Annotated in this window: 20 protein-coding genes and 2 pseudogenes; 17 read left to right on the top strand and 5 right to left on the bottom strand. The window is 64.7% G+C overall.

Features of this window, described 5'->3' with window-relative positions:
• Positions 1–7 precede the first annotated feature (7 nt).
• Complete coding sequence (locus FUT88_RS20230) at positions 8–910, bottom strand: LysR family transcriptional regulator (protein WP_147217777.1); 903 nt, start codon at positions 908–910, stop codon at positions 8–10.
• Positions 911–1,025: 115 nt separating this feature from the next.
• Here FUT88_RS20230 and FUT88_RS20225 point away from each other — a divergent pair, with 115 nt between their 5' ends.
• The 5 genes and pseudogenes from FUT88_RS20225 (at position 1,026) to FUT88_RS20205 (ending at position 6,340) form a co-directional block, all read left to right on the top strand.
• Positions 1,026–1,910, top strand: a complete 885-nt coding sequence (locus FUT88_RS20225) for an aldo/keto reductase family oxidoreductase (protein ID WP_147217775.1) — start codon at positions 1,026–1,028, stop codon at positions 1,908–1,910.
• Positions 1,911–2,009: 99 nt separating this feature from the next.
• Positions 2,010–2,885 (top strand): LysR family transcriptional regulator, encoded by an 876-nt coding sequence (locus FUT88_RS20220; RefSeq protein ID WP_147217773.1) that lies wholly within the window; start codon positions 2,010–2,012, stop codon positions 2,883–2,885.
• 117 nt (positions 2,886–3,002) lie between these two features.
• Positions 3,003–4,019: a succinylglutamate desuccinylase/aspartoacylase family protein gene (locus tag FUT88_RS20215; protein ID WP_147217771.1), complete on the top strand. Its 1,017-nt coding sequence runs from the start codon at positions 3,003–3,005 to the stop codon at positions 4,017–4,019.
• A gap of 49 nt (positions 4,020–4,068) precedes the next feature.
• Positions 4,069–5,430, top strand: a pseudogene (locus FUT88_RS20210) (MFS transporter).
• 16 nt (positions 5,431–5,446) lie between these two features.
• Positions 5,447–6,340 carry an MBL fold metallo-hydrolase gene (locus FUT88_RS20205; protein WP_147217769.1) on the top strand — a complete coding sequence of 298 codons (894 nt, stop codon included), beginning with the start codon at positions 5,447–5,449 and terminating at the stop codon, positions 6,338–6,340.
• Positions 6,341–6,386: 46 nt separating this feature from the next.
• Here FUT88_RS20205 and FUT88_RS20200 read toward each other — a convergent pair whose 3' ends face one another.
• Positions 6,387–7,373, bottom strand: coding sequence for a response regulator transcription factor (locus FUT88_RS20200; RefSeq protein ID WP_147217767.1), 987 nt, complete (start codon positions 7,371–7,373; stop codon positions 6,387–6,389).
• Positions 7,354–10,751 (bottom strand): annotated as a pseudogene (locus FUT88_RS20195) (ATP-binding protein). Before FUT88_RS20195 ends, FUT88_RS20200 begins: the two are co-directional and overlap by 20 nt.
• Positions 10,752–11,014: 263 nt before the next feature.
• Between FUT88_RS20195 and urtA the strand changes: the two are divergent.
• The 8 genes from urtA (at position 11,015) to FUT88_RS20155 (ending at position 18,505) form a co-directional block, all read left to right on the top strand.
• Positions 11,015–12,250 (top strand): urea ABC transporter substrate-binding protein, encoded by a 1,236-nt coding sequence (urtA, locus tag FUT88_RS20190; protein ID WP_027679774.1) that lies wholly within the window; start codon positions 11,015–11,017, stop codon positions 12,248–12,250.
• 87 nt (positions 12,251–12,337) lie between these two features.
• Positions 12,338–13,255: an urea ABC transporter permease subunit UrtB gene (urtB, locus tag FUT88_RS20185; RefSeq protein ID WP_027679773.1), complete on the top strand. Its 918-nt coding sequence runs from the start codon at positions 12,338–12,340 to the stop codon at positions 13,253–13,255.
• 10 nt (positions 13,256–13,265) lie between these two features.
• A complete protein-coding gene (urtC, locus tag FUT88_RS20180) occupies positions 13,266–14,402 on the top strand; it encodes an urea ABC transporter permease subunit UrtC (protein ID WP_037026664.1) in 1,137 nt (378 codons plus the stop codon).
• 14 nt (positions 14,403–14,416) lie between these two features.
• A complete protein-coding gene (urtD, locus tag FUT88_RS20175) occupies positions 14,417–15,178 on the top strand; it encodes an urea ABC transporter ATP-binding protein UrtD (protein WP_027679772.1) in 762 nt (253 codons plus the stop codon).
• A gap of 15 nt (positions 15,179–15,193) precedes the next feature.
• Positions 15,194–15,883, top strand: coding sequence for an urea ABC transporter ATP-binding subunit UrtE (gene urtE, locus FUT88_RS20170; protein ID WP_027679771.1), 690 nt, complete (start codon positions 15,194–15,196; stop codon positions 15,881–15,883).
• A 25-nt stretch (positions 15,884–15,908) separates the two neighbouring features.
• On the top strand, positions 15,909–16,931 hold the full coding sequence (locus tag FUT88_RS20165; RefSeq protein ID WP_092970959.1) for an aliphatic amidase: 1,023 nt from the start codon (positions 15,909–15,911) through the stop codon (positions 16,929–16,931).
• A 26-nt stretch (positions 16,932–16,957) separates the two neighbouring features.
• Entirely contained in the window at positions 16,958–18,139 is a 1,182-nt protein-coding gene (gene fmdA, locus FUT88_RS20160; RefSeq protein ID WP_147217765.1) for a formamidase, read from the top strand.
• 66 nt (positions 18,140–18,205) lie between these two features.
• Entirely contained in the window at positions 18,206–18,505 is a 300-nt protein-coding gene (locus FUT88_RS20155; RefSeq protein ID WP_092970957.1) for an FmdB family zinc ribbon protein, read from the top strand.
• Positions 18,506–18,608: 103 nt separating this feature from the next.
• Here the strand turns inward: FUT88_RS20155 and FUT88_RS20150 are convergent, their stop codons facing one another.
• Complete coding sequence (locus FUT88_RS20150; protein ID WP_147217763.1) at positions 18,609–19,637, bottom strand: MerR family transcriptional regulator; 1,029 nt, start codon at positions 19,635–19,637, stop codon at positions 18,609–18,611.
• Positions 19,638–19,893: 256 nt separating this feature from the next.
• Between FUT88_RS20150 and FUT88_RS20145 the strand changes: the two genes are divergently transcribed.
• The gene (locus FUT88_RS20145; RefSeq protein ID WP_186829354.1) at positions 19,894–21,678 is read left to right on the top strand and encodes a phosphodiesterase; all 1,785 of its coding nucleotides are present in this window, start codon (positions 19,894–19,896) and stop codon (positions 21,676–21,678) included.
• Between the two features lie 18 nt (positions 21,679–21,696).
• On the opposite strand, the gene FUT88_RS20140 is transcribed toward FUT88_RS20145, so the two are convergent.
• Positions 21,697–22,449 carry an autoinducer binding domain-containing protein gene (locus tag FUT88_RS20140; RefSeq protein WP_147217759.1) on the bottom strand — a complete coding sequence of 251 codons (753 nt, stop codon included), beginning with the start codon at positions 22,447–22,449 and terminating at the stop codon, positions 21,697–21,699.
• A gap of 369 nt (positions 22,450–22,818) precedes the next feature.
• Between FUT88_RS20140 and FUT88_RS26460 the strand changes: the two genes are divergently transcribed.
• From FUT88_RS26460 to FUT88_RS20130, 3 genes are all read left to right on the top strand, one after another.
• The gene (locus tag FUT88_RS26460) at positions 22,819–23,016 is read left to right on the top strand and encodes a hypothetical protein (protein WP_222614282.1); all 198 of its coding nucleotides are present in this window, start codon (positions 22,819–22,821) and stop codon (positions 23,014–23,016) included.
• A 363-nt stretch (positions 23,017–23,379) separates the two neighbouring features.
• The gene (locus FUT88_RS20135) at positions 23,380–24,798 is read left to right on the top strand and encodes a discoidin domain-containing protein (RefSeq protein WP_147217757.1); all 1,419 of its coding nucleotides are present in this window, start codon (positions 23,380–23,382) and stop codon (positions 24,796–24,798) included.
• Between the two features lie 193 nt (positions 24,799–24,991).
• On the top strand, positions 24,992–26,656 hold the full coding sequence (locus FUT88_RS20130; protein ID WP_147217755.1) for an alkaline phosphatase D family protein: 1,665 nt from the start codon (positions 24,992–24,994) through the stop codon (positions 26,654–26,656).
• Positions 26,657–26,679: the final 23 nt, after the last annotated feature.

The raw sequence follows: 26,679 nt of genomic DNA, 5'->3' as shown, positions 1-26,679 counted from the left end.
CTCCGCCTTAGTCTGAACTGGCCCTGATGAAATCGATGAACGCCCTGAGCGGCGCCGGAACAAGGCGCCGCCCCGGATAGTAGAGATACGGCCCCGGGAACGGCCGCGACCAATCCTCGAGCACGGGTTCGAGCGCACCGCTCGCCAGGTGCGCACGCAGCCAGTCTTCATACAGATGGACAACGCCCACGCCGGCCAAGGCCGCGTCCACGACAAGATCGGTCGCGCCGCCAATGCGAACGAGCAGCGGGCCCGACGGCTCCACCCGAACCACTTCACCATCGCGCTCGTATTCCCACGGCGGCATCGCACCGCTTGCGAACTTGCCGCGCAGGCAGGCGTGGTCGAGCAGGTCGCGCGGATGCGCAGGCCGGCCGTGTCGATCAAGATAGCTGGGCGCCGCTGCCGTTGCGAACCGCTGCGATCGCGGCCCGATCGGCACGGCGATCATGTCCTGTTCGAGCCGCTCGTCATAACGGATGCCTGCGTCAAAGCCTGCAGCCAGGATGTCGACAAAGCTCTCTTCGGCCACGACCTCCAGCTGTATCTCGGGATAGGCGTCGAGAAAGCCCGGGATGATGGCAGGCAGCACCAGCCGCGCGGCGCTCATCGGCACATTGAGCTTGAGCGTGCCGGCGGGCCTTTCGCGAAAGCTGTTGACGACATCGAGCGCGGCTTCCACCTCGCTCAAGGCGGGCCGCAGCCGGCCCAACAGACGCTGCCCAGCTTCAGTGGGTGAGACGCTGCGCGTCGTGCGGTTCAGCAGGCGCACACCGAGCTGCGTCTCCAACCGCCGCACCGCCTCGCTCAGCCCGGATGCGCTCGCGCCCATCAGCCTTGCGCCTTCGCGAAAGCCCTTGGCCTGCGCCACCGCCACGAAGGCATTGAGGTCACCCAGATCGACTTTCATTGTTCGCCTTTTCGTACAACCCGTGCGGATTATGTCCTCTTATCGCGCACCGCGCTTGCGCCTACTCTGCCGTCATGCGCTGTTCTTCTTCGATCTTCGACACAGGAGTGTGACCATGTCTCTCATCGTTCAGTCCGGCACGTTCTCCATCGGCGGGCACCAGGTGCACCGTCTCGGCTATGGCGCCATGCAGCTCGCCGGCCCGGGCGTCTTCGGCCCACCCAAGGACCGCGACGCGGCGCTTGCCGTATTGCGCGAGGCCGTTTCCTCGGGCGTCAACCATATCGACACGAGCGATTTCTACGGCCCGCACATCACGAATCAGTTGATCCGCGAAGCGTTGCATCCGTATCGCGACGACCTGCTCATCGTCACCAAGATCGGTGCCCGGCGTGACGCGAAGGGCGCGTGGCTGCCGGCGTTTTCTGCGCAGGCGCTGACCGAAGCAGTGCACGACAACCTGCGCAACCTCGGCGTGGAGGTGCTGGACGTGGTGAACCTGCGAATCATGTTCGACACGCACGGCCCCGCCGAAGGATCGATCGAGGCGCCCCTCACGGTCCTGGCCGAACTGCAACGTCAGGGGCTGGTGCGGCATATCGGGCTGAGCAACGTCACGGCCAACCAGATCGCAGAAGGACGGCGGATCTGCGAGATCGTCTGCGTGCAGAACCACTACAACCTCGCCCACAGAAACGACGACGCGCTGATCGACACACTGGCCAGCGACGGCATTGCATATGTCCCGTACTTCCCGCTGGGTGGGTTCAGCCCGCTGCAGTCGTCCACGCTCAACGATGTCGCAGCGCGACTGGGTGCAACACCGATGCAGACCGCACTCGCCTGGCTGCTGCACCGGTCGCCGAACATCCTGGTGATTCCGGGCACCTCGTCGGTCGCCCACCTGCGCGAGAATCTGGGCGCGGCGGCGATGACGTTGCCGGAAGACGCGATGCGCGAACTCGACGCCGTCGCACATGCCTCGCACCAGGCGGCGTGATGCTGCGCATGGCGGCGCCGCGCAATGTCAGCAGCACCCCGTCGATTCGACTCAGGGGCTGCACTATCATTGCCGACGACCTGACTGCGCGGGACCATCATGGAGCTTCGGCATCTTCGCTATTTCATCGCTGTTGCCGAGCTGCGCAGCGTGCGGGCGGCTTCCGAGCAGTTGCACGTCACGCAGCCGGCCATCTCGCGCCAGATCCAGGACCTTGAAGACGCCATCGGCGCAGCGCTGTTCGAGCGCACGCCACGCGGCCTGAAGCTGACGGCGGCAGGCACTGCATACCTTGATGAAGCGCGCGACATCCTCACGCGCGTCGATGCAGCAAACCGCCTGGCGCGGCGCATTGCAGATGGCGTGCATGGCCAGTTGCGGCTCGGCTTTGTCGAGAACGCCGCGTGGATCGGCATCGTCTCGCAGGCATTCAGCGCCTTTCAGCAGACCGCGCCCGACGTCGCGCTCGAACTCACACCCATGAATACGCCGGAGCAATTTGACGCGATTGCAGCGGGCCAGCTCGACGGCGGCTTCTGTTATCGCCTCGGCGCGTTGCCGCAGGGCATCGCCGGCGTGCCCGTGCTGGAACAGAACGTCGTGCTGGCGGTGCCGCAGTCGTGGTCTCTTGGCAGCGAGGACGCGGTCCTCGCCAGCGAGCTTGTCGGTACGCCCTTCATCGCGTTTCCGCGCCGCATTTATCCCGCCTACTACGACCGGCTCCTGTCAGCCTGTGCCGAACGCGGACTCACGCTCGATATCCGCCAGGAAGCATCGACGGAAACCGCCATCCTGTCGCTTGTATCTGCCGGCATGGGCGCGGCCATCGTCAACGCCGCCAATCGTCATCGGCCACCGGCCCGCGTGCGCTTTGTCGAACTGCGCGATCTGTCGGTGCCGCTGCCCCTGGAATTCTGTTTCCTTTCGGCGCACACCAACGCGGCACTCCAGCGTTTTATCGCGCAGTTGCAGTAGACCCGGGCGCGTTCCGGGCGCGATGCCTGCAAGGCATCGGCCGCCGCAGAAATCGGCATTGGCCGCGCTTTCCGGCGTCGGCGATAGTGAAGACACCTCGTCTTCACGCTTGCCGCCATGACAACGTCTGCCTCGCTCATCGCCACCGACATCGACTTCGAACGCGTCGGCTTCCAGACCGGAACGCTGCGCCTGCCGTGGTCACATGACCGCTCCGCCTACGGGCATATTCCGATCCCCATTGCGGTGTGCAATGCCGGCGAAGGGACCGGCCCGACTGTGCTGCTGACTGGCGGAAATCATGGAGACGAATACGAAGGCCCCGTCGCCCTGATGAAGTTACTGCAGCGGCTGCCGTCCATGGCGACGCGCGGCCGCCTGATCGTGATTCCGGGGCTGAATTTCCCGGCCTTCCTCAACGGCTCGCGCACGTCCCCCGTCGACCGGGGCAACCTGAACCGCATGTTTCCTGGTGCGCGCAACGGGCAGCCGACCGAAATGATTGCGCACTATGTCGAGACCGAACTGCTGCCGCGTGCAGATGTCGTGATCGACCTCCATGCGGGCGGCGCATCGTTCGATCACCTGCCAACGCTGCTGGCGTCCCCGCCGGCGCACGGTGAACAACGCGCGCTGTACCTGGATCTGGTGCGCGACTTTGGCGCACCGCACACCATGATCATGGATCTGCTTGGCGAAGACCGGACCTTCGCCGCTGCCGCCGAGCGCCACGGCAAGTTGTTCTTCTGCGGAGAGTTTGGCGGCCATGCCGGCTGCGACGCCGGCAACCTTGCGATCGTCGAAGCCGGCCTGCAGCGCGTGCTGCATCGGCTTGGCGTGATGCCGGAGCCGGCCGTGCCAGCGCCAAAACAGACGCGCTTCCTGCGCGTGGAAGGCGCGCGCCATTACGTGTACGCACCGCATGCGGGCGTCTTCGAGCCGACCTTCGCCCTGGGCGACCAAGTCCGCGCCGGTCAACTCGCCGGGCGGCTTTTCGATCCGCACCGCCCGTGGGCAGCCCCCGAGAACATCACGTTCGCCGGCGACGGCACGGTCATGTGCATGCGCACGTTTGCACGCGTGGAGCCGGGCGACTGCATCGCCCTGCTCGCCTCGGAAGCCCATCTCGATTGAGCGGGCAACCATTCGGTTGACCTCGCCACATAACAATACGGAGACCACGATGCGTACCCAGACCCTTTCAACGGAGCCGCCCGACGACGTTGCGCCGCTGCGTGCGGCCGGCAATGTCGGCCACCCCGTCTACATCGTCCTGCTGTTCTTTGTGTGCTTTGCCTTCTCGTACCTGGACCGGCAGGTCGTCAGCATCCTCGTGCAGCCGATCAAACAGTCGCTTGCGCTGAGCGACACGCAGATCGGCTTGCTGCAAGGCTTCTCCTTCACGATGTGCTATGCGACGGCGGGCGTGTTTGTCGCGCGACTTGTCGACCGGGCCAATCGCGTCAAGTTGATCGCGGCGTGCATCGCCATCTGGGCGATCTCGACCACCGCATGCGGGTTCGCGACGAACTTTCCGGAGCTGCTCGTAGCGCGTGCCGGCACCGCCATTGCCGAAGCGGCGTTAAGCCCCGCTGCACTGTCGATCTTCAGCGACATCTTTGCGCCGCGCCGCGTCGCGCGTGCCAGCAGCGTCTTCATGCTCGGGCCGTACGTGGGCGGCGGCCTGGCGCTGTTTGGCGGCGGCATGCTGTTGTCGGCGGCCGCGGCCGGCAGCGGAAGCGCCTGGCTGGCGGCGCACGACATCGCGCCCTGGCAGGCCGTGTTCATCGCGGTGGGCCTCCCCGGGCTCGCGCTCGCTGCGCTCGTCGCCCTGACCGTACGTGAGCCGCAGCGGCGCGAAGTCCAGGCCCACGCCGCGCGCGCCGAAGACGAGGTGCCATCGCTCAAAGACGTGCTGAGCGAGCTGTTCGTGCGCAACCGCTTCTGTCTGGCGTACTTTGCCGCGTATGTCGCGCTGATCACGCTGTTCTATTCGCACGCTGCATGATTTCCGACACTGCTGATGCGCCGGTTTCATCTCGCGCCCAATGTGGTCGGCCAGATGGCGGCGCCCGCTTACATGATCGGTGGCATGCTCGGGGTCGCGTGCGCCGGCATGCTGGCCACGCGCGTGACTGACGAGACGGCCTTGCGGCGCGTATTGGCCTTCTCGGCCTGCGCTGTTGCGATCTTGGTGCCTGCGGCCATCGCGATGCCGCTGGTGGGTGAGAGCAGTGTGGCCGTGGTGCTTTACGGCGCCTGCGCGTTTGCCGCCAGCATTGCGATGGGCCTGGCGCCCGTGCCGCTGCAAATCGCCATGCCAAACCGCATGCGCGGCCGGTCGCTCGCCTTGCTGGTGTTCATGACCAACGCGATCAGCGGTGGCGTCGGGCCGCTGTCGGTCGGTTACCTGAACGAGCGCCTGGGGCAAACTGGCACCAGTTTGGGCATGGCGCTAGCGCTGGTCGGCGGCGTGTCTGCGCTTGCCAGCGCGGTCCTGTACACCATCGCAACGCGGCGGGTGCCGCTTGCCAGCACACAGTGATTTTCGGAGACCCGTCATGCCGGTGAAATCTGCCTCCCCTGCCCATCGCGTTGGCGCGGCAACCATCACCCGCGTCGACGAAACCGATTTTGCGCTGACGCCCGAACAGCTGTTTCCGCTCTGGACCGAAGAGGCGGGCCGCACGCTCGAAGCGCGCTTTGCCACGGCCAGCCTTGACCTGACCAACCGGCGGATACCGCTGAAAACCCATCTGTGGGTAGTGCAGGCCAACGGGCTCACCATCGTGGTCGATACCGGCATCGGCAACGGCAAGTCGCGGCCGTTCAACGCGTTGTTTGACCGGCTCGACAATCCCGTGCTGGAGCGGTTTGCGGCCGCGGGTTTCCAGCCGGAACACGTCGACTACGTGCTGCTGACGCACCTGCATGTCGACCATGTCGGCTGGAACACGCATTGGCAGGACGGGCGATGGGTGCCCGTCTTTCCCAACGCGACCTATGTGTTCGGCCAGCGCGAGCAGGACTTCTTCGCGATGCCGGAAGGCCAGCCGCGGCGGATGGTCTTTGAAGACAGCGTGCTGCCGCTGATTGAAGCCGGGCAGGCCCGCGCGGTGCGCGACGCGGGCGAAGAGATTCTTGACGGCATCCGCTTCGTGCCCACGTTCGGGCACAGCTTCGGCCATATGGCGATCGAGGTGAGATCGTGTGGCGAAACGGCGCTCTTCTCCGGCGACGTCATGCACAGCGCGATCCAGGTGTACCAGCCGGCGTGGAACTCGGTGTTCTGCCTGGATCAGGCGCAGGCGCGTGAGTCGCGGCGCTGGCTTTTGGACCGGGCGGCTGAAACCGACGCGACGGTCTTCGCCGCCCATTTTCCGGAAACGTCCGCGGGCAAGGTGCAGCGCTCAGGAGACGGCTTCGAATGGCGCTACGTGCGTGGTCAGGGCTAGCGCTACAAGCGTGCCCGCCACGAAGCCGGCGCAGCCCGACGGACCCTCAACCCGGCTGAGCCTGCAAAGCCAGCGCAGCAGCAGCCGCGCGCGTTTCCACACCAAGCTTCTCGAAGATGTGCTCGAGATGCTTGTTGACGGTACGCGGCCGCATACCGAGGATGTCGCCGATGTCGCGGTTGGTCTTGCCGCGTGAAATCCACAGCAGCACCTCGGCCTCGCGTGCGGTCAGACGAAACCTTGCGCAAAGGCGATCGCTCACCTTGCGGTCGTCGTGCTCTTCCAACTGGATGACCCATGCGCTGTGCGGCGCGGGGCCAGCCAGCCTTGCCACCAGCCGCACGCCCTCACCGTCTTCCGCCATCCGGCCGGCTTCGGGTACGCCGACGGGCCGCACGCTCTGCGCCAGCCACTGCTGCAATACCGGCGGCAGCCGCTGCATGTCGCCGTGGTCCGGATAGAAGCGCGCAAACAACGGCGCGACCCGCGAGCTGCGCCAGTGGATCGCGCCGTGCACATCGGCCACCAGCGCCGCACGGCCGCCCAGGCCAACGATTTCGTCTGCCTGCCGGTGCGCACGGGCGCGCTCCAGATGCGCGGCGACGCGCGCGAGCACCTCTTCGGGGCGGATCGGCTTGGTGATGTAGTCGATCCCGCCGGCACGGAAGCCGCGCACAACATGCTCGCTCTCCGTCAGTCCCGTCATGAAGATCACGGGAATCTGCGCGTGGCGCGCATTGGCCTTGATGTGCTCACAGGTCTCGAAGCCGCTGATGCCGGGCATGACGGCGTCCAGCAGGATGATGTCGGGCGTCAGACGCTCGATGCGATCGAGTGCGCTGGGGCCGTCCAGCGCCACCAGCACGGTGTAGCCGACGGCGTCGAGCGCATCGGACAGCAACGCCAGATTGTCCGGCGTATCGTCGACGATGAGCACGACGCCGGAACCCCCAGCGGCCGCACCGATCGTCTGCGGAGCCGATGGCAGATGCAGCGCCGCCGCGCTGCCATGGTCAATCCACGCTGTGTTCATCTGAAGGGGCTCCTTTGAGCAACCTATCCAGTTCAGTCAATCGGAAGCGCCGCGCGGCCGATCGCACAGGTTGCAGCGCGCCGGCAAGGTCAGGATGGCGATGTTCGGCTTCGTCCAGCAATTCGATGAGCCCGCGGATGTAACCGATCTCGAGCAACGGCCGCAACTGTGCGACCAGCTCGGCCGGCAGCGGCGCGTGCGAGCGTGCCGGCGGCGGCGCTTCCGCACCTGCTTCGCTGTCGACGATCCATTCGAGGTTGAGCAACTCGCCCACTTTGTCGAGCAGATGCGGCAGGTGGACGGGCTTGGCAAGGTAGTCATCGCAGCCGGCGGCGGCACCGCGCGCGCGGTCACCCGCAAACGCATTGGCCGACAACACCAGGATCGGCGCAACACTGAGTGCCTGCCTGCGGATCAGCCGGCTGGCCTCGAAGCCGTCCATCGATGGCATCGACACGTCCATCACGATCAGGTCGACCTGCAGCGTGCCGAGCTGGCGCATCGCCTCGGGCCCGCTGGCGGCTTCGACGAGCGTGAAGCCCAGCGGCGCGAGCGCGCCCACCACGATACGGCGCTGCTCGCGTTGGTCATCCACCACCAGCACGGTCCGCCGCGCACCGCGATAGCCGCTGACATGACGGATGCGGTCGACCGCGCGGGGCTCGCGCACCTCCGGCAGGAACAACCGCACGGTAAAGCGCGTACCTTCGCCGGGCACACTGTCCACGCTCAGCTGGCCGCCCATCAGCGTGGTGAGCATGCGGCAGATGGTCAAGCCGAGGCCGGCGCCGTTGTCCTGCGCGTGCGCTGCGGCGCCGCGTTCGAAGGGCAGGAAGATGCGTTCCAGCTCGTCCGAGGCAATGCCGATGCCGGTATCGAGAATTTCGAAGGTCGCCAGCTCACGCGCGTAGGCCACACGCAGCGACACCGTGCCGCTCTCGGTAAACCGCACCGCGTTGCCCAGCAGATTGATCAGGATCTGGCGCACACGCTTTTCGTCCATGCGCACCGCGTCGGGAATGCGGCCTACATGCTCCATGCGGAAGGCCAGTCCTTTTTCCGAGGCATGCGGCTCCATCATCGCTTCGATCTGCGTGAGGAACGCTGGAAACGCCACCTGGCTCACGTCGAGTTGCAGCTTGCCGGCCTCGATGCGTGCCACGTCCAGCAGCCCATCGACCAGGGCCAGCAAGTGCTCGCCGCTGCGGAAGATGGTGGCCAGGCCTTCGCGGCGCGCCGGTGCCATCGACGGATCGCGCATCAGCAGTTGCGCATAGCCAAGGATGCTGTTGAGCGGCGTGCGCAGTTCGTGGCTCAAGCCAGTCACGTAGCGGCTCTTGGCCCGGTTGGCAGACTCGGCGGCTTGCTTGGCCTGCTGCAGCATGGCGTCGGTCTTGCGGTGCGCTTCGATTTCGCGCATCAGCAGCATGGTCTGGCGGTTGGACTCTTCCTGCGCGACCTTGCGACTTTCCTTGGCAAGCACCAGCCACCAGGCGCCCACGCAGCCGACCAGCGCCAGCGCAAAGAACGCCTTGATGTAACCGCGCGCCAGCAATTGCAACGGCGATTGGTCCGCGCTCAGCGTGACGGCGGTCTGGTAGTAGATCAGCGTCAGTACGCCTGCCAACAAGCCCAGCACGATCAGCAGCACGGCGGCGTACTGCGCCACACGCACGTGCAGTCGCGGCAGTTCAGTGTTTGGAAACCAATGCCGCCAAGCCTGTGCGATTTGCGCAGACAGTCGGCCGTGCGGCTTGCAGGCATCGCCGCAGCGCGCGTCCAGCGAGCAGCACAGCGAGCAGATGCTGCCGGCGTAGGCGGGGCAATGCGCCATGTCTTCTCGCTCGAACACGTTCTCGCAGATGACGCAACGCATGGCGCCGGCGTGCGCATGTTCGGCGTCGGCGGGCGCGTGCACCTTGCGGGCGAGGTAGAACCGCCCGCGCGTGGCCACGGCGATGAGCGGCGCGCAAAGGAACGCCATGCCCAATGCGACGAACGGCGACAGCGCTTCGGTCACGGCACCGAACAACCCGAGGTGAGCAAGCGTCGCGACCACCGAGGCAATCAGCATGGCGCCCACGCCAACCGGATTGACGTCGTACAGGTAAGCGCGCTTGAACTCGATGTGTGCGGGGCTGTATCCCAACGGCTTGTTGATGACGAGGTCCGCCACGAGCGCGCCGATCCAGGCGATGGCGACGTTGGCGTACAGCGCCAGCACTTCGCTCAGCGCCTCGAACACGCCCAGCTCCATCAGCAGCAGTGCGATCAGTACGTTGAAGACGAGCCACACCACCCGGCCCGGATGACTGTGCGTGAGGCGCGCAAAGAAGTTGGACCATGCCAGTGAACCGGCGTAGGCGTTGGTGACGTTGATCTTGATCTGCGACACCACCACGAACAACGCCATGGCCGCCATCGCCAATGCAGGCGAGCCGAACACATACTGATAGGCCACCAGGTACATCTGCGTGGGCTCCACGCGCGCGCCGTGCCCACCTCGTGCTGAACGGCGAGGAAGACCAGAAAGGAACCGCCCAGCATTTTCAGCGCGCCAGGCACCACCCAACCGGGGCCTGCCGCCAGCAGTGCCAGCCACCACTTGCCGCGGTTGGCGCGCGTCTTTTCGGGCAGGAAGCGCAGGTAGTCGACCTGCTCGCCAATCTGCACGATCAGCGCAAAGGCCACGGTGCAGCCGGCGCCAAAGGCCAGCAGGTTGAAATCGCGGCCCGATTCCGACAGGCCGCCAAAGCTCGGCCAGTCGGCAAACGCGCGCGGATTGCGCAGCAGCACCGCAGCGTAGGGCAGCACCAGCAACACGAGCCACAGCACCTGGGTCCAGCTCTGCAGCTTGTTGATGGCCGTGATGCCGTGCGTCACCAGCGGGATGATCACCAGCGAGCACAGCACATAGGCGATGGGCAGGGGCAGCCCGACGTAAAGCTGCACGGCCAGCGCCATGATGGCCGCCTCCAGCGCCAGGAAGATGAACGTGAAGGTCGCATACACAAGCGAGGTGACCGTCGAGCCGATGTAGCCGAAGCCGGCGCCGCGCGTGAGCAAATCCATGTCGACGCCGAAGCGCGCTGCGTAATAGCTGATCGGCAGGCCGGTCAAGAAGATCAGCACGCTCACCACCACGATCGCCCAGAACGCGTTGGTAAAGCCGTAGTTGATGGCGAGCGAACCGCCAATGGCCTCCAGCGCCAGGAACGACGTGGCTCCCAGCGCGGTGTTGGCCACGCGGAATTCCGACCATTTGCGGAATCCGCGCGGCGTATAGCGCAATGCGTAGTCTTCCAGCGTCTCGTCGGCGACCCACGTGTTGTAGTCACGACGGATCTTGACGATGCGCTGGGTGCCGGATTGGTGCACGAACGCTCCCCGTTTCGGTGAACCGCGCCTGAGCTTCGTGCTCTAGGCGAGTAGGCGCGGCGGGCGATGCAAGTTCCGTTCCGCCCTCGCACTCGGCCGGTTCACTGTCGTGATGCCGCTGTGTTTTTGATTGCGGATGGCTGCGCCGTGCAATGCGGCCGCGTTGTACGTCGGTTGACGTATTCCGGCAATCGAGGCCCCCGCCTAGGCTTGCCTCCATGCCTGTTCACACCGACCACCATCCGCAACCGGGAGAAACCACGATGTCACGCCACCCCTCGCGCCTTCGGCGCCTCGCCTTGTGTCTTGCCGTCACGCCTCTGCTGGCGGCGCCGCTCGCCGCGCTCGCGCAGTCGTACCCGACCGCCAAGGTCAATGCCACCAAGCTTGCCGTGACCGACACCGAGGTCACCGTGGGCCAACTGCATTCGGCCACCGGCACCATGGCGATCAGCGAGACCGGATCGATCCAGGCAGAGCGCCTGGCAATCGACCAGATCAATGCTGCGGGCGGCGTGCTGGGGCGCAAGATCAAGATCATCCAGGAGGACGGCGCATCGGATTGGCCGACCTTCGCCGAGAAGGCGAAGAAGCTGCTCGAAGCTGACCGTGTCGCCACCGTGTTCGGCTGCTGGACGTCGGCCTCGCGCAAGGCCGTGCTGCCGGTGTTCGAGAAAGACAACGGCCTGCTGTACTACCCCACGTTCTACGAGGGGCTCGAGCAATCCAAGAACGTGATCTACACGGGGCAGGAAGCCACGCAGCAGATCCTGGCCGGGCTGGATTGGGTGGCCAAGGAGAAGAAGGCCAAGACGTTCTATCTGGTCGGCTCCGATTACATCTGGCCGCGCACGTCGATGAAGATCGCGCGCAAGCACATCGAAAACGTGCTGCACGGCGAGGTGGTCGGCGAGGAGTACTACCCGCTCGGCAACACGCAGTTTGGCTCGCTGATCAACAAGATGAAGCTGAAGAAGCCTGACGTGATTTTTGCCGCTGTGGTGGGCGGCTCCAACGTGGCCTTCTACAAGCAGATGAAGGCAGCGGGCGTGACCGCCGACAAGCAGACGCTGCTGACGCTGTCCGTCACGGAGGATGAACTGCTCGGTATCGGCGGCGAGAACATGGCCGGCTTCTACGCCTCCATGAAGTACTTCCAGAGCCTGGACAACCCCAACAACAAGAAATTCGTCGAGGCCTTCAAGGCCAAGTACGGCGCCAAGGCCGTCATCGGCGACGTCACGCAGGCGGCTTACCTCGGCCCGTGGCTGTGGAAGGCGGCGGTGGAAAAGGCCGGCAGTTTTGACGTCGACAAGGTGGTCGCGGCCTCGCCCGGCATCGAGCTGAACACCGCGCCGGAAGGCTACGTGAAGGTGCACGCCAACCACCACCTGTGGAGCAAGACGCGCATCGGGCAAGTGCAGACGGACGGCCAGTTCAAGGTGGTCTACGAGTCCGGTCTGATCGAACCGAATCCGTTCCCGAAGGGTTACCAGTAACCCGCCGCAGACGCGGTCCGGCCGCAGCAGGGTTTGCAAGCCGGACGGACCGCTTCCCACCGCATCCATCGTCTTCGTGGAGCCGCCATGACCTCGTTGTCGGAATTCGGGGCGATCTTCGCCATGCAGGGCTTCAACGGCCTGTCGTTCTTCTGCGTGCTGCTGCTGATGGCACTCGGCCTGGCCATCATCTTTGGGCAGATGGGCGTGATCAACATGGCCCATGGCGAGTTTCTCACCATCGGCGCGTACACCACGTACCTACTGTCAACGCTCACCGCGAGCTACGCGCCGGCACTGCAGCCTTACTACTTCTTCGCGGCCGTGGTGCTGTCGTTCGTCCTGGCAGCGGCTATCGGTTACGCAGTCGAGCGGTTGATGATCTCGCGGCTTTACAACCGCCCGCTCGACACACTGCTCGCCACCTGGGGCCTGAGCCTGGCCATGCAGCAAGCTTTCCGCTCCATCTTCGGCGCCAAGGAAGTCAGCCCGGCGCTGCCCGACTGGCTGATGGGATCGTTCTCGCCCGGCGGCGGCATCGATATCCCGATCAACGGCCTCTTCGTGATGGCGCTGACCACGCTGCTGACCGGGGCGCTGTTCCTGCTGCTGTTCCGCTCGCGCTGGGGTCTTCAGGTGCGTGCCACGGTGCAGAACCGCGTGATGAGCGGTGCGGTGGGCATCGACACACGGCGCGTCGACCGCATGACCTTCGCCCTGGGTTGCGGCGTGGCCGGGGTGGCGGGAGCCGCATTTACCACCATCGGTTCGACCGGCCCGACTTCGGGGTCGCTGTACATCGTCGACACCTTCCTGGTGGTGGTGTTCGGCGGCGCGCAAAGCCTGCTGGGCACCATCGCGTCGGCCTTCACCATCGCCCAGACGCAATCGACCACCGAGTTCTTCCTCACAGGCTCGATGGCCAAGGTGCTGACGCTCTCGGCCGTGATCCTGATCCTGATGATGCGGCCCCAGGGGCTGTTCTCGGTCAAGGTCCGCAAATAAGGAGTCCGACATGAACCCCACGCTTCACTCATGGCTAGAGCGCAGGCGCGACTGGCTCGGCCTGGCCGTACTCTGCGCCGTCATCTTCGTCGTCATGCCGCTGGCGTTCGACGTGTTCCGCCTGAACCTGATCGGCAAGTACCTCAGCTACGCCTTCGTGGCCGTCGGCCTGGTGCTGTGCTGGGGCTACGGCGGCATCCTGAGCCTCGGCCAGGGCGTGTTCTTCGGGCTCGGCGGTTATTGCATGGCGATGTTCCTCAAGCTGGAAGCCTCCGACCCGGTCAGCACCAAGATCCAGTCGACGCCCGGCATTCCCGACTTCATGGATTGGAACCAGCTGACCGCCCTGCCGTTGTTCTGGGAGCCGTTCCGCCACTTCGGCTTCGCGGTGGTCGCGGTGGTGCTGGTGCCCACGCTGCTTGCGTTGCTGATCGGCATCGCCATGTTCAAGCGGCGCGTGGGCGATGTGTATTTTTCCATCGTCACGCAGGCCATCGCGGCGATCCTGTCGATCCTCATCATCGGGCAGCAGGGCTGGACGGGCGGCGTCAACGGCATCACCGACCTGAAGACGCTGCTCGGCTGGGACATCCGCACCGACTCCGCCAAGCTGATCCTGTACTTCGTCACCGCCGGCCTGCTGGTGGGCTGCATCGTGCTCGGACGCTTCATCCTGCGTTCCAAACTCGGCCGCCTGCTGATGGCGATGCGCGACAAGGAAGAGCGCGTGCGCTTTTCCGGTTACGACGTCGCCAGCTTCAAGGTGTTCGTGTTCTGCGTGGCGGCGGCCATGTCGGCCATCGGCGGGGCGATGTTCACGCTGCAGGTGGGCTTCATGTCGCCGTCGTTCGTCGGCATCGTGCCGTCGATCGAGATGGTCATCTATGCCGCGGTGGGCGGACGCCTCTCGCTGCTGGGCGCGGTGTACGGCACGCTGCTCGTCAATTTCGGCAAGACGTATTTCTCCGAGTCCTTCCCGCAGCTGTGGCTGTTCCTGATGGGCGGCCTGTTCATCGCCGTGGTCATGTACTTCCCCAACGGCCTGGCCGGCCTGTACGACAGCCACGGCCGCAAATGGATCGCACGGCTGCTGCAAGGCCGCCGCGCGGCGGCAAAACCGGCGCCCGGCGCCACCGCGCAAGGCTAAACCCGGAGACCATCATGACCCAACCGATCGGCGTGGAAATGCCCAAGCCCGTGCTGGCGATCGAAGACCTGACGGTGTCGTTCGACGGCTTCAAGGCGGTGGACAGCCTGAACCTGTACGTAGACCGCAACGAAGTGCGCGTGGTGATCGGCCCCAACGGCGCGGGCAAGACCACGGTGCTGGACCTGATCTGCGGAAAGACGCGCGCCACCTCCGGCAGCATCCGCTTCAACAACCTGGAACTGACAAAGATGCGCGAGCACGACATCGTGCGCTCGGGTGTCGGCCGCAAGTTCCAGACACCGTCCATCTACGAAAACCTGACGGTGTTCGAGAACCTGGAGATGTCGTTTCCACGCGGGCGTAAGGTGCTCGGCGCACTCGCCTTCCGCCGCACCCCCGACGTGGTGGAACGCGTGGAAGCCGTGGCCCGCGACATCTTCCTGCACGAGCTGCTGCACCAGCAGGCGGACCTGCTCTCGCACGGGCAAAAGCAGTGGCTGGAGATCGGCATGCTGCTCATGCAGGAGCCGGAACTCGTGATGCTCGATGAACCCGTTGCCGGCATGAGCGTGTCGGAACGCGAGAAGACAGCCGAACTGCTCGGCCGCATCAGCCAGGGGCGCTCGGTGCTCGTCATCGAGCACGACATGGAGTTCGTCAAGAGCATCGCCCACCGCGTGACGGTGCTGCACCAGGGCAAGGTGCTGGCCGAAGGCAGCATGGATGCGGTGCAGGCCGACCCGAAAGTCATTGAAGTCTATCTGGGCCATTGAGCCCCGGAGCCGAACATGTTCAACGTGACCGACCTCGTTTCCGGATACGGCCAGAGCCAGGTGCTCCATGCCCTCAACCTGCAGGTGGCGCCGCAGGAGATCGTGGCCGTGATGGGCCGCAACGGCATGGGCAAGACCACGCTGTTCAAGACCCTGATGGGCATTCTTCCGACGCGCTCGGGCAGCGTGTCGATCGACGGCCAGGAACTGACGGCCCTGCCCTCGTTCCAGCGCGTGGCGCGCGGCATCGCCTACGTGCCGCAGGGCCGCATGATGTTCTCGAGCATGACGGTGCTGGAGAACATCCAGACCGGCCTGCCGGCCTCCGCGGGCGGTCGCGTGCCGGACGAACTGTATGCGCTCTTCCCCGTGCTGTACGACATGCGCGGGCGCAAGAGCGGGAACCTGTCCGGCGGCCAGCAACAGCAGCTCGCCATTGCGCGTGCATTGGCCACCAACCCGAAGGTCTTGCTGCTGGACGAGCCGACCGAGGGCATCCAGCCGTCGATCATCAAGGACATCGCACGGGCGTTGAAGGAGATCCGCAAGCTCCGCCAGCTCACCATCGTCGTGTCGGAACAGGTGCTCAGCTTCACCCTCGATATCGCCGACCGCTTTCTCGTCATCGACAAAGGGCGCTTCGTCTACGAAGAAACGCGCGACAAGGTCGATGCCGCCACCATCAGCCGATACCTCTCGGTTTGACTCATCTCACACCATAGGAGCAAGCATGCGTCACGGGGACATTTCAAGCAGCCAGGACTGCGTTGGCGTGGCCGTCGTCAACTACAAGATGCCGCGCCTGCACACGCGCGCCGAGGTGCTGGAGAACGCGCGCAACATCGGCCGGATGCTGGTCGGCATGAAGCAAGGTCTGCCCGGGCTGGACCTCGTGGTGTTTCCCGAATACTCCACGCACGGGATCATGTACGACGCTGCGGAGATGTACGAGACGGCGGCCACCATCCCCGGCGACGAGACCGCCATCTTTGCCGCGGCATGCCGCGAGGCGAAGGTGTGGGGCGTGTTCTCGCTCACCGGCGAGCGCCATGAAGACCACCCCAACAAGGCGCCCTACAACACGCTCATCCTGATGAACGACCAGGGTGAAATCGTGCAGAAGTACCGCAAGATCATGCCGTGGTGCCCCATCGAAGGCTGGTACCCCGGCGGCTGCACCTACGTATCGGAAGGCCCCAAGGGCCTGAAGATCAGCCTGATCATCTGCGACGACGGCAACTACCCCGAGATCTGGCGCGACTGCGCCATGAAGGGCGCCGAGCTGATCGTCCGCTGCCAGGGATACATGTATCCGGCCAAGGAGCAGCAGGTGATGGTGTCCAAAGCCATGGCGTGGATGAACAACGTCTACGTGGCCGTGGCGAACGCGGCCGGCTTCGACGGCGTGTATTCGTACTTCGGGCACTCGGCCATCGTCGGATTCGACGGCCGCACGCTGGGCGAATGCGGCACCGAAGAGATGGGCATCCAGTACGCCGAGCTGTCGGTCGGGCTGATCCGCGATGCGCGCAAGCACCTGCAATCGCAAAACCATCTTTATAAGCTGCTGCACCGCGGCTACACCGGCACCATCAACTCCGGAGAAGCACCGGAAGGCGTGGCCGCCTGCCCCTTCGATTTCTACAAGACCTGGGTGAACGATCCGGCCGCCGCGCGCGCGCAGGTCGAGGCCCTCACCCGCCGCACCGCCGGCACGCCCGAATGCCCCATCGATGGCATCCCCCACGCCTGACGCCACTTCCCTGAGGAGAAACCACCATGCAGCATTTCAAGATCCAGCCCGGCAAGCCGCTGGCAGAGCAGGCCGAACTCGGCCACAACCGCTGGCATCCGGACATCCCGTTCCTTTCCAAGGTCAAGCCCGGTGAAGAGATCATCATCGAATCGCTGGATTTTCTCGACGCGCAGATCCGTGACGACGACAAGGTCGACGACGTGCGCAATGTCGACCTGACCCGCGCGCATCCACTCACGGGGCCCTTCTACATTGAAGGCGCGGAGCCGGGCGACCTGCTGGTGGTAGACCTGCTCGACATCAAGCCCGTCACGCCGATCGGCTTTTCGGGCGTGTTCGCAAAATCCAACGGCGGCGGCTTCCTGGCGGATTACTTTCCCGATGCCGACAAGGCCATCTGGGACTTGAAAGGCGTCTATGCCACGTCGCGCCATATTCCCGGCGTCCGGCTGGCAGGCCTGACGCACCCTGGGTTGATGGGCTGCCTGCCCTCCCGCGAACTGCTGGATGAATGGAACCGCCGTGAAGCACCGCTGGCCGCCAAGGGCCTGGCCCAGCCGCCCGACCCGCGCACCGCCGTGCTGCGCGGCGTGTCCGGCGCGGAATTCGATCGCATGGCAGGCGAGGCCGCGCGCACGGTGCCGCCACGCGAGCACGGCGGCAACACCGACATCAAGGACCTGTCGATCGGCACCCGCATCTTCTTCCCGGTGTACGTCAAAGGGGCCGGCTTCTCGATGGGCGACCTGCACTTCTCCCAGGGCGACGGCGAAATCGGCTTCTGCGGCGCGATCGAAATGGACGGCGCCACGCGCGTCGGGTTCGACCTCATCAAGGGCGGCATGGCCAAGTACAACTTGAGCGCGCCGATCTTCATGCCCAGCCCCGTCAAGCCGCGCTACGACCAATGGCTGACCTTCGAGGGCATCAGCGTGGAAAACGGCACCAACTACTACCTGGATGCCACCGTCGCGTATCGGCAGGCGTGCCTGAAAGCCATCGACTACCTCACGCACTTTGGTTTCAGCGCCAGCCAGGCCTACATGCTGCTGACGGCCGCGCCGGTAGAGGGGCGCATCGGCGGCATCGTGGACATCCCGAACTGCGCGTGCACGGTGTCGATTCCCACGGCGATCTTCGACCAGGACATCACCCCCAAGGGCATGCTGAACGACAAATCGCACTGGGGCCGCAAGCCCGCTTGACGTTGATGACCAATACGCGCCGGCCATGGCGGCATCGCTACGGCCGGCGCGGCAACGGAGGCATGCATGCCGCTATACGACATCCGCTGTACCGCTTGCGACGGCATTTTCGAACGGCTGATTCCGGCTGCGAAACTGCACGCGCCCACACCCTGCCCCTACTGCGACGAAGACACACCCGCCGCGCCAATGCCGACCGGTGGGCGCGTTGCATTGAAGTCAGTTTCACGCTGGCAACCCAGTTCGCTGCATGAGCAGCTGGCGGGCAAACCAATCACCGGGCCGGGCAGCGCGGGTGGCTCCGGCCGCCGCAACAGCGTCCTCCATGTCTGCGGCGGAAAGCACTGTTCGATCTGCGGTGTGTGAGCCCAGACGCTGGCGCTTGATGATCGCCTCTCGCACGCACAGCAATGCGCACCCGAGGCACTTGTCTGAGCAGGAGACGGCCCCAGGTTGCGCACGCGGCGGCTTACGCTGCGGCCTTCAAACCTTCCATCGCCTCACGCACATAGGCGATCAGGTCCGGGCCCATCCACGGGCTGGCGGATAGCTCGGGCTCCTGCTCCATCGCCAGGCGCACCTTCGCCTGAGTCTGCGGATCGTCCCCCGCATAGGAGCGGAACAATTCGATCCAATGCCGCGCAAGCTGCTGCATGGCAGGCGCATGTGCCGGTGTGCCGTTGGCCAGATGCTGTCGCACCTCTGCAATCAAGGTCGGCCACTCGTTGGCGCGCTTGCCGAAGTTCTCGCGCATGAACTGCAGCTCCCGCGCCGACAGATACTTCGCGTAGATCGCCAGCTTGGTTTCGTTGGCCGCCTCCATGATGAAGTCGAGCATCTCCAAGCTGATACCGGTGCGCTCCTGCAACGCCGGTTCGTTGATGTGCATCTTGTGCAGCTTGGCCGAGAGCACCGGGTCGAGCGCCGCGTCCTGCGCGAGCAGCGCCATCCATTGTCTGGCGAGCGCTTGCGCCTCGCTGCTGCGTAAGGCCACCTGGCGCGTCATCGCGTCCTGCACGGTCGACACCAGCGCCGCCCACCGCGCATGACGGGCGGTATCGGCATCCATGCGTTCGGCGCGGGCACGTTCTTCCTGCGAGAGATATTTGTCGTACATGGTCATCCATTCCAAGGTTGTGAGCCACTCGGTCAATTCGGGCTCCTCCTCGCGCACAAGCTGGCCGTGCAGCCGCGACAGCCGATCGCGCAGCACGCTGGCCTGCGTGATCTGCTGATCGAGCATCGCAATCTGCCGTTCCACGATCGTGGTGAAGGGGATGTCCGGATTGGCCAGGAAAGCCCCGACATCGGCCAGCGACATGCCGAAGCGCCGCAACGCCTGGATCTTGTGCAGGCGGGCGACGTCAGCCTTGTCGTACAGCCGGTAACCGCTGTCGGAGCGGGCCGAAGGCGTGAGCAGGCCGATGGTGTCGTAGTGATGCAGCATGCGCACCGAGAGGCCGCAGCGTTTGGCGAGATCGCCCACTTTCAACAACATGGTGGCTCCTGTCTTCTGGCTTGGACACAGGCTAGGACCTCACACTGTGTGAGGGTCAAGCGCGGCATGAATGGACGGCAATAGGCAGCGCCCGGGGAAGACCCAGGCGCATCGTGCATTCTGAACCACGCCCCTCTGTGGTGGGGAACACGCCTCGCCAACCCGCACCGCTGCGTGCGTCACAAAAAGTTCATTCAACTCTGTGTTCAGTGGGTCGATTAGCGGAATGTCCGATCTTGCGTCTGCCGCCAACGTCATGACTTTTTCGCCGCTCCCCTTGCCTGCGGGCATTGCGCCCGAGATGCTGCGCACGGTGTTCCAACCCATCTTCCGACTGTCCACCACCGAGGTGCTCGGCTACGAAGCCCTGCTGCGCGGGCCGGTGGGCTCGGCCATGGAGTCGCCGGCGGCGCTGTTTGCCGCAGCCTCGGACACCGCTGGCACGATTGCGCTGGAGACCACCGCGGCGCGTCTGGCCATTGCCAATTTCTCGGCGATGCGCCTGCCGGGCAAGCTGTTCCTGAACTTCAGCGCGCAGGGCGTACGGCAGTTGCTGGAAGACCATGCCCGCCTGCTGCATGCGATTGCCGATCACGACCTGCATCCCTCGCGCATCGTCATCGAGCTGACCGAGCAGACGCCCATCGACGATCTGGCCAGCTTTGCCGACGCCCTGTCGGTGGCACGCGACTTCGGCCTGCAATGCGCGCTGGACGATTTCGGCACTGGCAATGCCAACCTGAACCTGCTGATCGAACTCACGCCCGACTTCATCAAGCTCGACAAGTATTTCCTGCGTGACATTGCCAAGCATCCGGCCAAGCTCGACATGGCGCGCACGCTGCAGCAGACCCTCAAGGGCGGCGCCACCAGCATCATTGCCGAAGGGCTGGAGACCGAAGACGAACTCGGCGTGGTGCGCGACCTGGGCATCCGCTTCGGCCAGGGTTTCTTTCTTGCGCGCCCGCAGGACAAACCCGCCAGCGACATGTCGAGCCAGGCAGCGCGCGTGCTGCAGTCTTCGCAGATTGCGGTGTTTCCGCAGGCCGTGCGCGTGGGCTGGCGCGCCATCACGGCCAGCAAGCTGCTGCGCGTCGCCCCCACGCTGCCCTTGCGCAGCAGCAACGACGACGTGCTGCATCTGTTCAACCGCCACCCCGATCTGCACGCCGTGGCGCTGCTCGACGAAGACGAACGCCCGCTCGCGCTCATCGCGCGCCGCGCGTTCATCGACCGCTATGCGATGCCGTATCACCGCGAGCTGTACGGCAAGAAACCGGCCTTGGCGTTTGCCAACCGGCAGCCGGTGCTGGTGGAAAAATCCGCCTCGCTGGAAGACATGTCTGCGCTGCTGATGAGCGACGACCAGCGCTACCTGACCGACGGTTTCATCATCACGGAGCACGGCCGCTACTTGGGCCTGGGCACGGGCGAGGAGCTGGTGCGCACTGTGACCGAGATCCGCATCGAGGCCGCACGCTACGCCAATCCGCTCACATTCCTGCCGGGCAACATTCCGCTGAACCTGCACATTGAACGCTTGCTGGAAGCGCGCGCGGAGTTCTACGCCTGCTATGTCGACCTCAACCACTTCAAGCCCTTCAACGACCAGTACGGCTATTGGCAGGGCGACGAGATGCTGAAGATGGCCGCTGCCGTACTGGCCACCGCATGCGAGCCCACGCGCGATTTTCTCGGCCACGTGGGCGGCGACGATTTCCTGATCCTGTTCCAGAGCGCCGACTGGGAGGCGCGCATCACGCAGGCCATGGCGGCGTTCAATGCCAACGCGCTCGCCATGTACACGCCGGCTGACCGCACAGCGGGCGGCATCCATGCGGAAGACCGCAAGGGCCTGCCGGCGTTCTTCCGCTTCGTGACGATGGCGGTGGGCGCACTGCACGTGCACCCCGGCGCTGCCCACAACAGCGACGACATCGGCACGGCCGCCGCCCTGGCCAAGCGCCGTGCCAAGCAGAGCGACAACGGTTTCTACCTGGAAGCCATGCACCCTGCCGGCCCCATGCGCGCCATGGCCTGACCCGCTGCGACTGCGCCGCTACAGCATCGCGGGTATCAGCCCCATCAGCGCGGCCTTCACCACGGCATGCGTCTTGTTGGCGGCGTTGAGCTTCGTGATGGCGTTGCGGATGTGGAAGTTCACGTTGCGCTCGGTCATCTCCAGGATGGCCGCCACTTCGGCCGCCGTCTTGCCTTCGGCCGTCCAGTGCAATGTCCGGCGTTCCACCTCCTTGAGGTGCGTGGCGGCATCGGGCAGCACCTTCTCGGCCATCAGCGTACTGATGCTGGTGTGCGCACGCTGGCTGAGCCAGATCATTTCTGGCTCGCTGGCCGCCAGTTCGTCTTCGGTGATGGGCATCGCGCGGCGCACCAGGCTGAAGGTGCCAAAGATGCCGGTGTGATCCCGAATCGTGTGTGACCACCCGTGATTGAGCCCGTGCTGACGCGCATCCCTCCAGAAAGGCGCGTCTGCCGTGGCGATGCCGGACCAGAGCATCGGCTTGACGCAGCGCTGCCCAAACTGCAGCACCGGGTCGATGGCCAGATAGCCGCGCGCGCGGTAGTGCTCACACCAGTGCTCCGGATAGGTGCTCCAACAGAGGGTATTGAAGCGAGTGATGGGAACGGCTGCACGTAGGGCATAAGCGCAATAGTCGAAACCGAGCAGCGCCACCGCAGGTTGCAGGCAACGGAATACCGCATCGGCATCGCGCAAGGCATTCAACTCGCGTAGCAATGCCGCGCGCCAAGACGTGGCGCGGTCATGCGGCAATTGGTTGTGAGTGCCCATCCCCTCGGCCTCCAGAACACACGCTGATTCGCCATGCCGACTCCACCCGCTCAGCAGCTCTCCTGATTTCCAAAGGGATAGAAAGCCTGATCAGTCTTGCGTTTTGCTGAGGGCAATCGTTGGCGTGCTCGAACTATACATAATCCGAAACGAATTGCATGCCGCGCATAGTGAATGCAATTAGTAGAGTTTCTCGAATACCGGAATGCCGAAACACAGAACTAAATAAATTGATAATTCAATCCGCTTTACGCAAATACTCAACCAGTATTTAAATATTCCGCCTATGCGCGGCATGCCTGCCGCCATCATTGCAACTTCTCTACGGCGAGGTGTCTTTTCTTACAGAGCCACGTAGGCGGAATTCGTATGAGCGGCTTCTATCATGGCCCGGTCTTCTTCGATAGGTGCGCCTCCGCGCGTGCGGTGCCGAATACGCCGCAAAGCGTGCGCCGACGCCACATTGGCCTGGTGCGAGAACGCGACAGCCAGCAAGGATTGCACCGCCGTCGCGCGACAAAACGCCGCAGTAAAAATAACAATCACGGTGGTGTACGTGCAGGTTAATCAACGTCCGGAAAAATTGACGTGTCAGATTTACACGCACGTGTGCCGATTTGCCCCCACGGCAAAGAATTAGGGCAAGAACGGCTTTCTTATTGGGGTTTCACAGTGTCAGCGAAACCCTTACAGTCTGGTCCGCGACTCGCCCTCTCGATGTAGTCGAGACCCCGACAAGAAACACGACGGTACGAAGCAACAGGGTTTTTGGCGCGTCTCCATCCTCGTCACTCCCCCGGTTTGTGGCGCTTTTTCAAATCCGGATTTCCCGGAATTGGCGGAGCTTTGCCCAAATTCAGAAAAGTGACGCGGACTTAATGCGGCGGTTGCTCCGCCCCACTGACCCACTTGTTTAGGAAGTCCCGTTTCATGCGCTCCACTCTGATGTCTCTTGGTCTCGTCGCCACTGCCGCACTCGGCTTGTTCTCGGCCGGCGCCCAGGCCAACTGCGTTGCCAATCCGCCCACGCAATCCAACACGACCTTCCCCGCCACCCTGACCGGCAAGCTCGCGTATCACAGCTACGTCAGCTACGGCGATGGCACGAGCCAGATTTTCATCTACGACTTTTCTGCCCGCACGCTGCAACAGGTGTCGAAGGCGGCCTGGGGCATCAAGGACCCGATGAACGCCGTGTTCAGCCCCGACGGCAAGTGGATCGCCTTCATGGGCATCACCAACAACGCGTGGAACGTGTTCTTCTGGCAAGTCGGTTCGACCAGCATGCCGATCAACTTGACCAACAGCACCGGCCAGACGCGCAATGAAGACCCGAAGTTCAGCACCGACGGAAAATCGCTGTTCTTCAAGCAGAACGGCGATGTCATCCAGGCCGCGCTGTCGTACACCAGCTCGGGCCCCGTCTTCACCTCGACTGTGAACCTCACGCGCACGGCGCCGACGCTGGAAAACTCGATGCCGTTTGCCACGCCGGACGGCACGGCGGTCTTCTACACCACCGGCACCGGCTCGGGCATGGGCCTGTACAAGCAGACCGTGGGCAGCACCACCAAGGTGGCGTTCGACACGCCGGCGGGCCTGGCAACGTACTACCCGATCGTGCGCGCCGACGGCACCGTCTTCTACGCCCGCTGGCACGACGCCACGAGCCAGGCCGACCAGATCTACACCAAGGTCAACCCGAGCGACACGCCCAACCAGCTCACGCTCAACGACTGCAACAGCAACAACTCCGACCCGTCGCCCGTGAACAACACAAACTACGTGTTCTTCTCGTCGACGAGCGCCGGCGGCTACCAGCTCTACCTGGGCGACGCGAGCACGGGCCAGCGCTGGAGCCTGTCGCAGTTTGGTGTGAACTCCGACACGACCAAGGCGAAGCTTGGTTCCAACTACTACGCCGGCACGCCGACGGCCGCTGCGCAGGCGGTGACGCTGCTCTCGCAGGGTAAGCCGGCCAGCGCGTCGTCCAGCTACAGCGCCAGCCTGGGCCCGGCCTACGCGTTCGACGGCAATACGACCAACACGCGCTGGGATTCGGTGGAAGGCGTGGCCGGCGCGCAATGGCTGATGGTCGATCTGGGCTCGACCCGCACCATCACCGGCGTCGACCTGTACTGGGATGCAGGCGCCAAGGTGTACTACATCCAGACCTCGAACGATGGCGTGACGTGGACGAACATCTACTCGACGTCGAGCGGTGCTTCGTGGGGCCATGCATCGCTGGCGAACCTCAAGGGCAGCGGCCGCTATGTGCGCATGTACGGCACGCAGCGAGCCACGCAGTGGGGCTACTCGCTGGACGAAATGCAGGTGTGGGGCTACTAAGCGACGGTATCCGCATCAGCATCGCATGACATGACAGCGCCCCGGTGGCTTCGGCCATCGGGGCGTTTCTCATTGGTCATGCGGTCGATGCGCGGCCCGCATCGGGACCTACCCCTAGATTGTCAAAAGCTGAACATTCAGCCTGCGCAGGGCTCGGCACGATGGCGTCTCCGCACCACGCCAGAGGATGACGATGCCCTCCCGCACACCACCGAACACCCCTTCGCACGGCATGAGCCGGCGCGATTTCCTGACGCTTGGCACCGCCGCCGCTGGCCTGGGCGCGCTGGGCCTGAGCCTGCCGGAAGGCGCTCAAGCCGCCGCGCATACCGCCGACGCCAACTGGCATGCCGGCCAGCTCGCGCACCTGATCCCAGCCGCCAGCCACGACCGCCTTCTCATCAAGGCGTCGTTCCAGGCACCGCTTGCGCGTGCACCGTGGCTGATGGTCAACGGCAAGCGCGTCGCCGGCGAGCAAACCGATGCCGCAGGCCGCTTCTGGCGCTTCGATGCGCGTGGCCTGCAGCCCGCCACGCAATACACGCTGCGCATTGTCGACGCAGGCGGCAAGCCGCTGGCCGACGCCTGGCCGCTGCGCACCTTTCCGGCACCGGATGCGACGCCCGCGCGACTGCGCATCCTGGCTTACACCTGTGCCGGCGGTTATGACGGCCCGCCGCTGGCCGGCAAGACCGCGTGGCTCGACATGACCGCACGCCGGCGGCTGCTCGCGCGCGGCATGTCGTTTGCGCCCAACACCGTCATCGCCAACGGCGACCACATCTACTGGGATCTGCAAACCTCGCAGAACAAGCCGTTCGCACGCCAGGTGCGCGAACTGATGTGGGCGAAGTTTGGCGGCGCGCTCGACACATCGGTGCCGATGTCGCACCCGAAGAACGAAGCCATCTTCACGCGCGTGTGCGACTACCAGATCAGCGGGCTGTACGGCACCACCCTGCGCTCCACGCCCGCGTATTTCCTGACCGACGACCACGACACCTTCGAGAACGACGAGTTCGACGACAAGGTCGCCACCCTGCCGCCGGAGCCGTACGGCCTGGTCGGCGCAGAGCTGACACAGCATCGTTACTACCCGGAGTTCCTGCCCGACGCCAACCGGCCCGTGTGGCTGCCTGGTGGCGACAAAGCCGGCATGCCCAGCGACACCAACAGCGCCTTCGGCACGCTGCGCTACGGCGCGCTGCTCGAAGCCGTGCTGTACGACTGCCGACGCTTTCTCGACAACAAGGGCGTGCACGCACGCGTGGTCCCGCAATGGGTGGAAGACTGGTTAGTCGCGCGCACCCGCGCTGAAGACACCACGCACTTCTTCCACGTGCCGTCGCTGCCGTTTGCGTATTCGTCAGGCAAGCTGGGTGACTGGTATCCGGACCTGCTCGACAGGAAGACCGGCCGCCTCATCGCCAACGAGCCCAAGGCTGGCTGGCAGAGCGGCTGGCATGCACAGCACCAGCGCCTAGTGGCTGCGCTCGCCGATCAGAAACAACGCGCAGCCGTCATCGTGCAGGGCGACTTCCATGCTTCGGCGGCTGGGTCGATGTCGCGTTCGGGCGATCTGGCGTTCGCGCACCCGGTGCACACAGTCATGACCGGCACACTCGGCACCGGCGACCTCGCCTTCCCTTCGGCATTCCGCAGCATCGAAACCACGCCTGCGTTGTCGGTCGCCATGCAGGAAGCGTTGCGCCCGACGGAGAAAAACGGCTTTACCATCATCGACGTGACGCCCGAGAAGATGACGTTCTCGCTGTTCATGTGGCGCCCGCCGGAACCGGTGGAAGCCATCGATACGCTGCAGCCGGCTTTGGTGTACGAAGTGCCGCGCCTGGCGTGATGCGTCAGCACAACAACAAGGAG

This window comes from Ralstonia sp. TCR112 (assembly GCF_007997035.1).
In the GTDB taxonomy this organism is placed as follows: Bacteria; Pseudomonadota; Gammaproteobacteria; order Burkholderiales; family Burkholderiaceae; genus Ralstonia; species Ralstonia edaphi.
This window is presented reverse-complemented; position numbering and strand designations above follow the sequence as displayed.